The sequence below is a fragment of the Herbaspirillum aquaticum genome (genome assembly GCF_002213425.1).
Lineage (GTDB): Bacteria > Pseudomonadota > Gammaproteobacteria > Burkholderiales > Burkholderiaceae_D > Herbaspirillum > Herbaspirillum aquaticum.
The window spans coordinates 59,095-71,783 of the sequence record NZ_NJGV01000004.1 but is presented as its reverse complement, the minus strand read 5'-3'; the positions used below and the strand labels follow the sequence as shown (position 1 = coordinate 71,783).

Sequence of the window (12,689 nt, the reverse complement as noted above, 5' to 3'; positions counted from 1 at the left end):
ACACTCGGGGAAACTGGCCCGGTACAGCTATACTGCGACCTCAGACGCCACCCGGCTCAAACTTGGGCGTTGGCCTCATTGAGCGCATTGACGATATCGGCGCGCTTGAGGTCCGGAGCGAACTGCTGGATGAAATCGAAGGCATAGCCGCGCAGGTAGGCACCGCGCCGTACCGCCAACCGGGCGATGTTGGCCTTGAACAGGTGGGAGGCATTGATGGCCACCATCTCCGTGTGCTTGCCCTGGTCCACCGCCATCGAGGCCACCAGGCCCACGCCCATGCCCAGCGAGACGTATTGCTGGATCACGTCCGAATCCATGGCGGTAAGCACGATGTCGGGCTCGATGCCGGCCTGGCGGAAGGCTTCGTCGATATGGCCGCGGCCGGTAAAGCCGACGTCATAGGTGATCAGCGGCCAGGTGCCCAGGTCTTCCAGCGTGACCTGTTCCACGCCCAACAGCGGGTGGCCTTGCGGCACCACGATCACGTGGCTCCAGGTGTAACAGGGGAAGGACACCAGTTCCTTGAACTGCGACAGGCCTTCGGTGGCGATGCCGATGTCGGCCTTGCCCGAGATGACCCATTCGGCGATGTGTTCCGGGGCGCTCTGCTGCAGGGCGATGCGCACCTGCGGGAAGGCGTCGCGGAAGGCCTGCACCACGCGCGGCAGCACGTAGCGCGCCTGGGTGTGGGTGGTGGCAATGGAGAGCGTACCGCTCTGCTCGCCAGCGTATTCCTTGCTGGCGCGGCGCAGGTTCTCGGCTTCCAGCAGGAGCCGCTCGACGATGCCGAGGATGCCCTTGCCGGGTTCGGTCAGGCCGGTCAGGCGCTTGCCGTTGCGCTCGAAGATTTCCACGCCCAGTTCTTCTTCGAGCTCACGGATCTGGCGGCTCACGCCGGGTTGCGAGGTGAACAGTACATTGGCCACTTCGGTCAGGTTGAAACCGCAGCGCGCGGCCTCGCGGATGGAACGCAGCTGCTGGAAATTCATCGTGCCTGCCCCCCATCCTGCTGCGCAAAGACCTGCAGGCGGCGCGGACGCACGACCAGGGTCTCGCCATTCTTCAAGCCCAGTTGGGCAAAACGTTCATTGGGGATGACGGCCTCGATCAGCTCGGCATTGTCGTCGCGTTCCAGTTCCAGCTGCGCCAGCGGACCAATGGCATGCGCGCGGCGCAGTTGCACCACGATGCCTTCGGCGCCGGGGGAATAACGCTCGACGTCCAGATCATGCGGACGCACGAAACCGACCCCGGCCGCATCGCGGATATCGTCGTGGCCGGGCGCCTCGAAGCGCGCACCGCCGGCGTCGAGCACGCCTTCATGCAGGCGGCCATGGAACAGGTTCACATTGCCCAGGAAACCGTAGACGAACGGCGAAGCCGGATGGTTGTACACCGTCTCGGGCGTGCCGATCTGTTCCACTTGCCCCTTGTTCATCAGCACCACCTGGTCGGCCACTTCCAGCGCTTCTTCCTGGTCGTGGGTGACGAAGATGCTGGTCACGTGCAGTTCATCATGCAGGCGGCGCAGCCAGCGGCGCAATTCCTTGCGCACCTTGGCATCGAGGGCGCCAAAAGGTTCGTCCAGCAGCAGCACGCGCGGCTCCACGGCCAGGGCACGGGCCAGCGCGATACGCTGGCGCTGGCCGCCCGAGAGTTGCGGCGGATAGCGGTCGGCCAGCCAGTCCAGCTGCACCAGCTCCAGCAGGCGCTTGACCTTCTCGCGGATGACCGCCTCCGAGGGGCGTTGCGCACGCGGCTTGACGCGCAGGCCGAAAGCAATGTTCTCGAACACCGTCATGTGCTTGAACAGCGCATAGTGCTGGAACACGAAACCGACCTGGCGTTCGCGCACGTGGCGCGCCGAAGCGTCTTCGCCATCGAGCAGCACCTGGCCCGAATCGGGCGATTCCAGACCGGCGATAATGCGCAAGAGCGTCGTCTTGCCGCAGCCGGAGGGGCCCAGCAAGGCCGTCAGTTCGCCCGCGGGGAAATTGAGGGACACGTCGTTGAGCGCGGTGAAGCTGCCGAAACGCTTCTGGATGTGATGGACTTCGATGCTCATGATGACTCCTTAAGCTTGTTCGCTGGCGCTGTGCTGCTGGTGCAGCCGCCATTCGATGACGCTCTTGACGGCCAGCGTGACCACGGCCAGGAAGGCCAGCAGCGAAGCCACGGCAAAGGCGCCGGTGATGTTGAATTCGTTGTAGAGGATCTCGACCTGCAGCGGGATGGTATTGGTCTCGCCGCGAATGTGGCCGGAGACCACCGAGACGGCGCCGAACTCGCCCATGGCGCGCGCATTGCAGAGGATCACGCCATACAGCAGGCCCCATTTGATATTGGGCAGCGTGACGTGCCAGAACGTACGCCAGCCGGAAGCACCCAGCACCAGCGCGGCTTCTTCCTCCTCGCTGCCCTGCGACTGCATCAGCGGGATCAGCTCGCGCGCCACAAAGGGGAAGGTCACGAAGATGGTGGCCAGCACGATGCCCGGCACGGCGAAGAGGATCTTGATGTCATGCTCGCGCAGCCAGGGGCCGAAGTAGCCCTGCAGGCCGAACAGCAGCACGTAGATCAGGCCCGAGATCACCGGCGAGACCGAGAACGGCAGGTCGATCAGGGTCAGCAGCACGTTCTTGCCACGGAACTCGAACTTGGCAATCGCCCAGGCTGCGGCCACGCCAAAGACCAGGTTCAGCGGCACGGCGATGGCGGCGGCCAGCAGCGTCAGCTTGATGGCGGACCAGGCGTCAGGCTCGGTAATGGACGCCACGTAGACATCCCAGCCCTTGCGCAGCGCTTCGTAGAACACCGCCACCAGCGGCACGAACAGGAACAGGGTCAGGAAAGCCAGTGCAATGCCAATCAGCAGCGCACGCACCCACCAGGGCTCGGTGATGGCACCGGGGGTCAGCGGCGGCTCGCCACGGGCAATCGCATTGGCTTGCGGGGCAGCGCTCATGTCAGGTCCTTTCCGACTGGCCGCGCTTGCGGGTCCAGGCTTGCAGCAGGTTGATGGTCAACAGCAGGATGAAGGAAACCAGCAGCATGACCATCGCAATGGCGGTCGCACCGGCATAGTCGTACTGCTCCAGCTTGGTGACGATGAACAAGGGGGTGATTTCCGAGACCATGGGCATGTTGCCGGCGATGAAGACCACCGAGCCGTATTCACCCGAGGCGCGCGCAAAGGCCAGCGCAAAACCGGTCAGCAGCGCTGGCAGCACGGTCGGGAAGATCACCTTGGTAAAAGTCTGCCAGCGGCTGGCACCGAGGCTGGCGGCGGCTTCTTCGAGCTCGCGCTCGGCTTCTTCCAGCACCGGTTGCACGGTGCGCACCACGAAGGGCAGGCCGATGAAGGTCAGCGCCACCAGCACCCCCAGCGGGGTGAAGGCAACCTTGATGCCCAGGGGCGCCAACAGCTTGCCCAGCCAGCCGTTCTGCGAATACAGCGTGGTCAGGGCAATGCCGGCGACCGCAGTGGGCAAGGCGAAAGGCAGGTCCACCAGGGCATCGATGATGCGCTTGCCGGGGAAGCGATAGCGCACCAGCACCCAGGCCACGATGCCGCCGAAGATCACATTGAGAAAGGCGCCGATCAGCGAGGCACCAAAGCTCAAGCGATAGGAAGCCATCACCCGGGGCGAAGTCACCGCGTCGATGAAGCCGTCCCAGGTCAGGGTGAAGGTCTTCAAGAACAGCGCCGACAGCGGGATCAGCACGATCAGCGCCAGGTAGAAGAGGGTAAAGCCCAAAGACAGCCTGAAACCGGGCAAGACGCGCCGGTTGGCACTGCCCGACGAGCGGGCTGGCGCGGCCGCAGGAGCGGCAAGGGAGACAGGAGATGCGGACATGTCGTTCTCTTATTATTACAAATGCGACTATAGGTGAGCGATATTCGCACCCGCTAGTTATAAAGAGAACGAAGCTTTTTGCATGTCCTTAGAAGAAAAGCGCATAAAGCCGGCTTGAAAACCGTCTTTATGCGCTCATGGGGAGGATGTGAAGCAAAAGGCTTCAGGCGATCCGTTCGAGCAGCTCCAGCAGCCACTGCTGGCCTTCGGTCCAGTCGCCCAGGCCGGATTCGGAATTGATATGCCCGCGTGCACCCACCGAACGGAACTGCGCACCCCAGGCCTCGGCCCAGTGGCGGGCGCGCTCGGCGCTCATCCAGGGATCGTTGTCGCTGCCCACCACCAAGGCCGGATACGGCAGCTTGTGCCGCACCGCCGCGCTGAGGCTGAACTTGACCGGATCGGCCGGCGCCACCAGCAGGGCCGCCACGATGGGATGCGCAGACCCCTCGGAAGCCGCCTGCAGGGCCGCCGTGCGATGCACGGTGGTCAGGCAGCCGAAGCTGTGCGCCACGATCACCGTGGGGCGGCCATCACGCGCCAGCACTTCGCCCAGGCGGGCCGACCAGCGCGGCAGGTCCGGGGTTTCCCAATCATCCTGCTGCACCCGTTCGAAGCCGGGATAAAGACGCTGCCAGCGCGATTGCCAGTGTTCCGGGCCGCTGTCGGAGAGGCCCGGTGCCACCAGCACGCGGAAATCGGCCAGCCGGGCCGGTGTCGTGGAAGAAGAAGGAGAAGTCAGACTCATGCAGGCCCCGCGGCGAGTGATGATTCATGCAGTATGCCTTACGCGGCATCCTTCAGGCCAAGCAAGGTGTCCGGCAGGCGTGCGGCCGGCACATCCCACAGGTAGCCTTGGGCCAAAGTGGACTGGGCCAGAGCCTGACAGTACCAGGCCAGTTTGTCGAACACTTCCTTGTTCTCGACCCGCTTGAAGAAGATGCGCACCCCCTGCTCGGCCGCGCGCAGCAGCAGCAAGGCCACGCTGTCGGGATCGGCCAGCTCGCGCGCATCGACCTTGATGAGATCCGGCTTGACCTTGTCCAGCAGGCCGAGCGCTTCCAGCGGGCTGTTGGCCGAGACCCCCAGGCGGAAGCCATTGCGGCGGTAGTTGTCCAGCACGTAGTTGAGCAGCCAGCGCTGGTTGGGCGTGACCACCGGCAGTTGCAGCACGATGCGATCGTGGGGCAGCTCCAGCGCGGCCAGGATGCGGCGATAGGCCACGCCGTGATTGTTGTTGACGGCGGCCAGCAGGCGCGCATGCACCGAGAGGTGAAGCTCGGGGGCATCGTCGCCGGCCTGGCGGTAATAGTTGATGGCGTGCAGCATGCGGCACAGCCGGTCCAGTTCCACCGACTCGTCGTCGCTGGCGGCCTGGTCCAGCAGTTTCCACAGGTGCAGGCCGTCGTCGACGGCCGAGTGGCTGCGGGCAAAGGCCTCGCAGGCAACGATGTGGCCATCGTCGAAGCTGCGCACCGGCTGGAAGGCCGAGGTCAGCGAGGTGTTGAAGAAACGCCCGGCGGCGCGCCCCTGTTCATCCAGCCAGACCTTGGAGGACGTTGCGCCACCGCTGTGCTGCGCATCGAGGCGGGCCAGATAAGCCTTCAGTGCCTGATATGCCATCGGGCCTGCTCCTGAAAAAATGATGCCGCCCGGCCGGGGCGTCCGGCCGGGGCGGCCAGACGATCACAGCTTGGCGATCGAGACTTCGGTGGCCTTGACCAGTGCCACCACTTCGCTGCCGATGGTCAGGCCCAGGTCCTTCACGGAGCGGGTGGTGATGACCGAGGTCACGATACCGGCCGGGGTTTCCACATCTACTTCGGACACCACCGAACCTTCGATGATGGCCTTGACCTTGCCCTTGAACTGGTTACGGACGTTGATTGCTTGAATGGTCATGCTCTGCTCCTTGATGAAACGGCGTCGGCACCTGCCGCGCCGCATGGGTTGAAATGGGATACGACTAAAAAACTGAAAATCGGGTCAAACCTTCATGCGGTGAAACTCACACCGCCCATTGCACCTGATGTACGCCACGTGGCGTGAAGAAATCTTCAGATGGCTCTGTAGCCGCCTCACTGCCGGGGTGCCGCAGCACCCGCGCCAGGATCGCTTCTTCCAGGGCGGCAAACTGCGCCTGGCCACGTGAGCGCGGGCGCGCCAGGTCGATGCGCTGGTCCAGCGCCACGTGGCCATCCTCGATGAGCAGCACGCGGTCAGCCAGGGCGATGGCTTCCTGCACGTCGTGGGTCACCAGCAAGGCGGTGAAGCCGCGTTCGCGCCAGAGCGATTCGATCAGGGACTGCATTTCGATGCGGGTGAGCGCATCGAGCGCGCCCAGCGGTTCGTCCAGCAGCAGCAATTGCGGGTCGTGGACCAGCGCGCGCGCCAGGGCTACGCGCTGGCGCTGGCCACCGGAGAGCACCGCCGGCCATTCGCCGGCACGCTGGTCCAGGCCGACCTGGCGCAGGGCATTGAGGGCCTGCGGCGCGGCCTGCTTCGGCAAGCCCAGCGCCACGTTGGCCTGGACCCGCTTCCACGGCAGCAGGCGCGCATCCTGGAACATGATGCGGATCTCGGGCTCGCCACTGCCTTCGTGTTCATAGAGGACCTCGCCGCCACTGGCGCCATCGAGCTGGGCCACCAGGCGCAGCAAGGTGCTCTTGCCGCAGCCGCTGCGGCCGACGATGGCGACGAACTCGCCGGGTTCGATGTCGAGGTCGATGTCGTGCAGCACCGTGCGGCCGCTGAAGGACTTGGACAAGGCGCGCAGCCTGAGGCCTACGCCCCGGCCGGCGGCACGGCTGACTTGCTGGTGTTCCTGGGTGTCATTGCGCATGATGGTTTCCTGATGCATTCATGGGGCAGGTCATTGGTAGCCGGGGTGCCAGCGCAGGAAGAAGCGCTCCAGCGCCCGCGCCGCGGTATCGGCCAGCTTGCCCAGCAAGGCGTAGAGCAGGATGCCCACCAGCACCACATCGGTCTGCAGGAATTCGCGGGCATTCATGGTCATGTAGCCGATGCCGGCCTGCGCCGAGATGGTCTCGGCCACGATCAGCAGCACCCACACCAGGCCCAGCGCAAAGCGCAGGCCGACCAGGATGGAGGGCAAGGCGCCCGGCAGGATCACGTCGCGATACAGCGGCCAGCCCGACAGGCCGTAGCTCTTGGCCATCTCGATCAAACCCTGGTCCACCGAGCGGATGCCGTGGAAGGTATTGAGGTAGACCGGGAAGAACACGCCTACCGAGACCAGGAACAGCTTGGCCGTCTCGTCGATGCCGAACCACAGGATCACCAGCGGGATCAGGGCCAGCGCCGGAATGTTGCGCACCATCTGCAGGGTGGTATCAAGCAGCAGTTCGGCCGAACGCAGGCTGCCGGAAAGCAGGCCCAGGACCAGACCGAGCCCTGCGCCGACCGCAAAGCCGGACGCGGCGCGGCCGCTGGAGACGGCCAGGTGGCGCCACAGCTCGCCGGAGGCGGACAGATTCCACGCGGCCTTCAAGACGGCAAACGGTTCCGGCAGGATGCGGCTGGACAGCCAGCCGGCCTGCGCGGCGATCTCCCACCACACCAGCAGCAGGACGGGCAGCAGCCAGCCGACCCAGGCGCCACGCGGCTTGCGGGCCGCCTTGGCAACAGCCTTGGGGCGCGCCTGCTCCTGCGGTGCAGTGTTGGCGAGCACGGGATTGGATGCGCTGGTCATGCCGGCCTCAGCTTGCCGACACGCGCACCGGCGCGGGCTTGGGCAGTTCGGTATTGCCGACGATCTCGCCGAAGGGACCGGGCAGGCCTTCGCGCTGGGCGCGGGGCAGCAGCGGGAACACCAGTTCGGCAAAGCGGTAGGATTCTTCCAGGTGCGGATAGCCGGAGAGGATGAAGGTATCGATGCCCAGGTCCGCATATTCCTTGATGCGCGCAGCCACGGTCGGGCCATCGCCCACCAGTGCGGTGCCGGCGCCGCCACGCACCAGCCCGACGCCCGCCCACAGGTTGGGGCTCACTTCCAGCTTGTCGCGGCGGCCGCCGTGCAGGGCCGCCATGCGGCGCTGCCCTTCCGAGTCCATGCGGGCGAAGTTGGCCTGGGCCTTGGCGATGGTCTCGTCATCCAGGCGGCTGATGAGTTCATCGGCGGCGCGCCAGGCAGCTTCATTGGTATCGCGCACGATCACGTGCAGGCGGATGCCGAAGCGCAGCGTGCGGCCTGCCTTGGCGGCGCGTTCGCGTACGCGGGCGATCTTCTCGGCCACGGCAGCGGGCGGTTCGCCCCAGGTCAGGTAGACGTCGACCTGCTCGGCGGCCAGGTCGATGGCTTCGTCCGAGGAGCCTCCGAAGTACAGCGGCGGATACGGTGCCTGCACCGGCGGATAGAGTGCCTTGGCACCCTTGACACGCAGGTGCTTGCCCTCGAAGTTGGTTTCTTCGCCAGTGCGGGTCTTGGCCAGCACGTCGCGCCAGATCTTGAGGAATTCGTCGGACACTTCATAGCGCTCGGCATGGCTGCCGAAGATGCCATCGCTCTCCTGCTCCACCGGATCGCCACCGGTGACCACGTTGATGAGCAGGCGGCCATTGGAGAGGCGGTCGAAGGTGGCGGCCATGCGCGCCGACAGCGTGGGCGCGGTCAGGCCGGGACGCACCGCCACCAGGAATTTCAGGCGCTGCGTCGCATCGATCAGGCTGGCCGCAGCCACCCAGGCGTCTTCGCAGGAACGTCCCGTGGGCAGCAGCACGCCGTCATACCCGAGGGTATCGGCCGCCACGGCGACCTGCTTCATGTAGTCGTGGGTCACCGGGCGCGCTCCTTCGGAGGTACCGAGGTAGCGGCTGTCGCCGTGGGTAGGGATAAACCAGAAAACGTTCATGCTTGACTCCTGTGCTGCTGGACTAGAGGTGTTCGATGTCAGTGTTGTTTATTTGAGGACGGCGTCGCTGACCTTGAGCTGCTTGGGGATCAGCTTGAGTTCAAAGAAGGCGTCGGCGATCTTCTGCTGCTCGGCCAGCACCTGGGCGTCGACCGGCTTGTAGACGTGGGCATAGCGCTTCAAGCCCGTCTGGATGATGTCGGCATCCAGGCCCTGGATGGGCGCCAGCTGGGCGGCGGCTTCAGCGGTGTGGGTACGGACCCACTCGCCTTCACGGGTGATCTCTTCGAGCAGGATCTTCTGGACCTGCGGGTTCTTGGACGCGAAGGGACGTGCGCTCAGGAAGAACTGGTGGTGGCTGACCGCGCCCACACCCGAGGCCAGGCGACGTGCGCCGACCTGTTTTTCAGCGGCGGCCTGGAACGGATCCCAGATCGCCCAGGCATCGACCGCACCGCGCTCGAAGGCGGCACGGGCGTCAGCCGGGGCCAGGTAGACGGGCTGGATGTCGCTGTATTGCAGGCCCGCTTTCTTGAGCAAGGCCACCACCAACCAATGCACGTCCGAACCCTTGTTGAAGGCGATCTTCTTGCCCTTCAGTTCGGCCACGCTCTTGATGGGTGAATCCTTTTGCACCAGCAGGCCTTCGGCGTCCGGGGTCGGGATTTCATAGGCGGTGTAGACAAAGTCGGCACCGGCCGCTTGGGCAAAGACGGGCGGTGCTTCACCGACGTAGCCGAAATCGACCGAGCCCACGTTGAGCGCTTCCAGCAGTTGCGGACCGGCCGCGAACTCGGCCCACTTCACTTCCACGCCCAGCGGCTGCAGGCGCTTTTCCAGCGCGCCGTGGGCTTTGAGCAGCACCAGGGTATTGGCGGCTTTCTGGTAGCCGATGCGCAGCAGCTTGGTTTCCTGCGCCTGGGCCGGCGCAGCACCGAGGGTAAAGGCCAGAGCACCCAGGGCGATGGCCGAGAGGCGCTGCAGGGTGCGGCGGCGCGGGGAATGAATGCTCTTGTTCTTGTTGGCGGACACGATGTTTTCTCCAGATTCCAGAATGCGGGCGTGCAGAGGGCCGTCCGCTCTACCAGCCGGTTCTTTTTTCAAGTCGGATTGCGCTGCCGGATCAGGTCCGGCCAGCTTCAGTTCAGTACGACACGCTGTACTGCAGCTGCGAGAACGGAATCTCGCGGAATTCTTCAGGTGCGATCTTGTGCAGCGCTTGCAGGCTGGCCGAGAGCTGCTCCACGCCTTCATTGACGCGGGCCTCGATGGGCGCATCCAGCACCAGGCCGTTTTCTTCACTCCAGGTCACCTGCGCCTCGGTGGCGTAGATGCTGGGCAGCACGTGCTTGGGGTTCAGCGACGACAGCACCGGGCGCAGCGCATAGTCCAGCGCCAGCATGTGCGACTGGCTGCCCCCGGTGGCCAGCGGCAGCACCAGCTTGTTGGTCAGGCCGAACTGCGGCAGCAGGTCCAGGAAGGCCTTCAGGATGCCGCTGTAGGCCGCCTTGTAGACCGGCGTGGCGACCACCACGGCCGAGGCTTCCTCGACGGTGGCCAGGGCCGCCTTGATGTCCGGATCGTTCCAGTCGGCGCGCAGGATGGCCTGTCCCGGCAGGTCGCGCACATCCAGGCGCGCGTAGCGATGGCCCAGGTGCGCCAGCTTGTCGCCGACGTGGTGCAGCAGACGGGTGGAACGGGAGGGTGCCGAGGGGCTGCCGGCCAGTAACAGGATGGTCATGTCGTGTGCTTGTGCTCAGGGGTGGATGGAACCGGCCAGGCCGGTCCCTCTTGCAGGTTCAGGTCACTTCTTGTTGGGGGCGTAGAGCTGGTCGAACGTACCGCCGTCAGCAAAGTGCGTCTTCTGCGCCTTCTGCCAGCCGCCGAAGTCCTTGTCGATGGTCACCAGGTTCAGCTTCGGGAATTGCGAAGCGTACTTGGCGGCGATCTTGGGATCGATGGGACGGTAGTAGTTCTTGGCGATGATTTCCTGGCCCTGTTCCGAGTACAGGTACTTCAGGTATTCCTCGGCTACCTTGCGGGTACCGCGACGGTCAGCGACCTTGTCCACCACGGCCACCGGCGGCTCGGTCAGGATGGAAACCGAGGGGGCGACAATGTCGAACTTGTCCGGGCCCCACTCCTTCAAGGAGATCAGGGCTTCGTTTTCCCAGGCCAGCAGCACGTCACCGATGCCGCGCTCGACGAAGGTGATGGTGGCGCCACGGGCACCGGAATCGAGCACCGGCACGTTCTTGAAGAGTTTGGCGATGTAGTCGCGCGCGGCGTCGTCGCTACCGCCCTTCTGCTTGGCATAGGCCCAGGCCGCCAGGTAGTTCCAGCGGGCACCGCCCGAGGTCTTGGGATTGGGGGTGATGACGGAGACGCCCGGCTTGATCAGGTCGCCCCAGTCCTTGATGCCCTTGGGATTGCCCTTGCGCACCAGGAACACGATGGTGGAGGTATAGGGCGAGCTGTTGTGCGGCAGGCGCTTTTGCCAATCGGCCGGCAGCAGCTTGGCCTTTTCCGAGATTTCGTCGATGTCATAGGCCAGGGCCAGGGTCACCACGTCGGCATCGATACCGTCGATCACCGAACGGCCCTGCTTGCCGGACCCGCCGTGAGAGGCTTTGATGGTGACGTTGTCGCCGGACTTTTCCTTCCAGTACTTGGCGAAGGCCTTGTTGTAGTCGGCGTAGAGTTCGCGCGTCGGGTCGTAAGAGACGTTGAGCAGCGAAATATCGGCCGCGTGCGCCAGCGAGGCGGCTTGTGCCAGCACCAGGGCGGCGGCAACCGATTTGATGATCTTCTTCAGCATATCCGTTCCCGAATGTTCTGTTGTTTTGGAGCACACAGGTTAATGAGGCTGCTGACCAAAAAGAACGAATACTTTCTTCTCTCGATATGCGAAAAACAGATATGAAAGAACACGGCGCCGGAATAAGGATCCCGGTCTATATAACCAAAGTCTTGGTTGAGGGAACGCGCGTGCAGAAATGGTGCCAAGCTGCCCTCCCCGCCTGACGCGGCTTTGCGGCCCGCCCAAGCGGCAAGGTGAAGCTCACTGCATATTAGAAAAGCACGATCGGACTTTTTGTTCTTTTCACATTGTGGTATAACCGTCATATTGCAACGCACCAGGCCGCGCCATGAAAAAAGAAGCTGCAGGCGAGACAGAACAGATATCGATCCAGGTCATCGAGCGCATGGTGTCGCTGCTCGACGCGCTGGCGGAATATCCTGACCCGGTGAGCCTGAAGGAATTGTCGGCGGCGACCGACCTGCACCCGTCGACAGCGCACCGCATCCTCAATGACCTGGTGGTCAAGCGTTTCGTGGACCGCGTGGAGCCCGGCACCTATCGCCTGGGCATGCGGCTGCTGGAGCTGGGCAACATCGTCAAGAGCCGGCTGTCGGTGCGCGAAGCGGCGCTGGACTTCATGCGGGCGCTGCATCGCAAGACGCACCAGACGATCAACCTGTCGGTGCGGCAGGCCGATGAAATCGTTTATATCGACCGCTCCTTTTCTGAACGTTCCGGCATGCAGGTGGTGCGCGCCATCGGCGGCCGCGCGCCGCTGCACCTGACTTCCACCGGCAAGCTGTTCCTGTCGGTGGACGATCCCAAGAACGTGCGCGCCTATGCCACCCGTACCGGGCTGGCCGGCCACAACAAGAATTCCATTACCGATCTGACCAAGCTGGAGCGCGAACTGTCCATGGTGCGTGCGCTGGGGTATGCACGCGACAACGAGGAACTGGAACTGGGCGTGCGCTGCATGGCCGCCGGCATCTGCGATGACAGCGGCAAGCTGGTGGCGGGCCTGTCGATCTCGGCCCCGGCCGACCGCCTGCAGGATGAGTGGGTGGATGACCTGGTCAGCACGGCCAGCCAGATTTCCTCGGCGCTGGGGTATCGCAAGGATCGTGGCTGACACTTCACACCAGCAACGCTGGA

General features: G+C 64.4%; 14 protein-coding genes. 1 reads left to right on the top strand and 13 read right to left on the bottom strand.

The window, feature by feature from the left end; translation table 11 throughout:
- Positions 1 to 56: 56 nt before the first annotated feature.
- From CEJ45_RS04910 to CEJ45_RS04850, 13 genes are all read right to left on the bottom strand, one after another.
- Positions 57 to 992: a CysB family HTH-type transcriptional regulator gene (locus CEJ45_RS04910; protein ID WP_088754095.1), complete on the bottom strand. Its 936-nt coding sequence runs from the start codon at positions 990 to 992 to the stop codon at positions 57 to 59.
- Positions 989 to 2,068, bottom strand: coding sequence for a sulfate/molybdate ABC transporter ATP-binding protein (locus CEJ45_RS04905; protein WP_034338037.1), 1,080 nt, complete (start codon positions 2,066 to 2,068; stop codon positions 989 to 991). Before CEJ45_RS04905 ends, CEJ45_RS04910 begins: the two co-directional genes overlap by 4 nt.
- Positions 2,069 to 2,077: 9 nt before the next feature.
- Positions 2,078 to 2,968 (bottom strand): sulfate ABC transporter permease subunit CysW, encoded by an 891-nt coding sequence (gene cysW, locus CEJ45_RS04900; RefSeq protein ID WP_088754094.1) that lies wholly within the window; start codon positions 2,966 to 2,968, stop codon positions 2,078 to 2,080.
- Position 2,969: 1 nt separating this feature from the next.
- Positions 2,970 to 3,860 carry a sulfate ABC transporter permease subunit CysT gene (cysT, locus tag CEJ45_RS04895; protein ID WP_088754093.1) on the bottom strand — a complete coding sequence of 297 codons (891 nt, stop codon included), beginning with the start codon at positions 3,858 to 3,860 and terminating at the stop codon, positions 2,970 to 2,972.
- A 163-nt stretch (positions 3,861 to 4,023) separates the two neighbouring features.
- Positions 4,024 to 4,608 (bottom strand): RBBP9/YdeN family alpha/beta hydrolase, encoded by a 585-nt coding sequence (locus CEJ45_RS04890; RefSeq protein ID WP_088754092.1) that lies wholly within the window; start codon positions 4,606 to 4,608, stop codon positions 4,024 to 4,026.
- 38 nt (positions 4,609 to 4,646) lie between these two features.
- Positions 4,647 to 5,483 (bottom strand): EAL domain-containing protein, encoded by an 837-nt coding sequence (locus CEJ45_RS04885; RefSeq protein WP_088754091.1) that lies wholly within the window; start codon positions 5,481 to 5,483, stop codon positions 4,647 to 4,649.
- Between the two features lie 63 nt (positions 5,484 to 5,546).
- Complete coding sequence (locus CEJ45_RS04880) at positions 5,547 to 5,762, bottom strand: TOBE domain-containing protein (RefSeq protein ID WP_006464491.1); 216 nt, start codon at positions 5,760 to 5,762, stop codon at positions 5,547 to 5,549.
- Between the two features lie 106 nt (positions 5,763 to 5,868).
- Complete coding sequence (locus tag CEJ45_RS04875) at positions 5,869 to 6,702, bottom strand: ATP-binding cassette domain-containing protein (protein ID WP_088754299.1); 834 nt, start codon at positions 6,700 to 6,702, stop codon at positions 5,869 to 5,871.
- Between the two features lie 30 nt (positions 6,703 to 6,732).
- Positions 6,733 to 7,572 carry an aliphatic sulfonate ABC transporter permease SsuC gene (gene ssuC / locus CEJ45_RS04870; RefSeq protein WP_088754090.1) on the bottom strand — a complete coding sequence of 280 codons (840 nt, stop codon included), beginning with the start codon at positions 7,570 to 7,572 and terminating at the stop codon, positions 6,733 to 6,735.
- Between the two features lie 7 nt (positions 7,573 to 7,579).
- Positions 7,580 to 8,731 carry an FMNH2-dependent alkanesulfonate monooxygenase gene (gene ssuD / locus CEJ45_RS04865; protein WP_088754089.1) on the bottom strand — a complete coding sequence of 384 codons (1,152 nt, stop codon included), beginning with the start codon at positions 8,729 to 8,731 and terminating at the stop codon, positions 7,580 to 7,582.
- A gap of 48 nt (positions 8,732 to 8,779) precedes the next feature.
- On the bottom strand, positions 8,780 to 9,763 hold the full coding sequence (locus CEJ45_RS04860; protein WP_088754088.1) for a sulfonate ABC transporter substrate-binding protein: 984 nt from the start codon (positions 9,761 to 9,763) through the stop codon (positions 8,780 to 8,782).
- A gap of 112 nt (positions 9,764 to 9,875) precedes the next feature.
- The gene (ssuE, locus tag CEJ45_RS04855; protein ID WP_034329678.1) at positions 9,876 to 10,472 is read right to left on the bottom strand and encodes an NADPH-dependent FMN reductase; all 597 of its coding nucleotides are present in this window, start codon (positions 10,470 to 10,472) and stop codon (positions 9,876 to 9,878) included.
- Positions 10,473 to 10,535: 63 nt separating this feature from the next.
- Positions 10,536 to 11,549, bottom strand: coding sequence for a sulfate ABC transporter substrate-binding protein (locus tag CEJ45_RS04850; RefSeq protein ID WP_034329680.1), 1,014 nt, complete (start codon positions 11,547 to 11,549; stop codon positions 10,536 to 10,538).
- 331 nt (positions 11,550 to 11,880) lie between these two features.
- On the opposite strand from CEJ45_RS04850, the gene CEJ45_RS04845 reads away from it, so the two are divergent.
- On the top strand, positions 11,881 to 12,666 hold the full coding sequence (locus tag CEJ45_RS04845; protein WP_034329682.1) for an IclR family transcriptional regulator: 786 nt from the start codon (positions 11,881 to 11,883) through the stop codon (positions 12,664 to 12,666).
- Positions 12,667 to 12,689 lie beyond the last annotated feature (23 nt).

Coding starts and splice junctions, on each gene's coding strand:
- CEJ45_RS04910 (WP_088754095.1), bottom strand. CDS start 992: ATGAATTTCCAGCAGCTGCGTTCCATCCGCGAGGCCGCGCGCTGCGGT.
- CEJ45_RS04905 (WP_034338037.1), bottom strand. CDS start 2,068: ATGAGCATCGAAGTCCATCACATCCAGAAGCGTTTCGGCAGCTTCACC.
- cysW (WP_088754094.1), bottom strand. CDS start 2,968: ATGAGCGCTGCCCCGCAAGCCAATGCGATTGCCCGTGGCGAGCCGCCG.
- cysT (WP_088754093.1), bottom strand. CDS start 3,860: ATGTCCGCATCTCCTGTCTCCCTTGCCGCTCCTGCGGCCGCGCCAGCC.
- CEJ45_RS04890 (WP_088754092.1), bottom strand. CDS start 4,608: ATGAGTCTGACTTCTCCTTCTTCTTCCACGACACCGGCCCGGCTGGCC.
- CEJ45_RS04885 (WP_088754091.1), bottom strand. CDS start 5,483: ATGGCATATCAGGCACTGAAGGCTTATCTGGCCCGCCTCGATGCGCAG.
- CEJ45_RS04880 (WP_006464491.1), bottom strand. CDS start 5,762: ATGACCATTCAAGCAATCAACGTCCGTAACCAGTTCAAGGGCAAGGTC.
- CEJ45_RS04875 (WP_088754299.1), bottom strand. CDS start 6,702: ATGCGCAATGACACCCAGGAACACCAGCAAGTCAGCCGTGCCGCCGGC.
- ssuC (WP_088754090.1), bottom strand. CDS start 7,572: ATGACCAGCGCATCCAATCCCGTGCTCGCCAACACTGCACCGCAGGAG.
- ssuD (WP_088754089.1), bottom strand. CDS start 8,731: ATGAACGTTTTCTGGTTTATCCCTACCCACGGCGACAGCCGCTACCTC.
- ssuE (WP_034329678.1), bottom strand. CDS start 10,472: ATGACCATCCTGTTACTGGCCGGCAGCCCCTCGGCACCCTCCCGTTCC.
- CEJ45_RS04850 (WP_034329680.1), bottom strand. CDS start 11,549: ATGCTGAAGAAGATCATCAAATCGGTTGCCGCCGCCCTGGTGCTGGCA.
- CEJ45_RS04845 (WP_034329682.1), top strand. CDS start 11,881: ATGAAAAAAGAAGCTGCAGGCGAGACAGAACAGATATCGATCCAGGTC.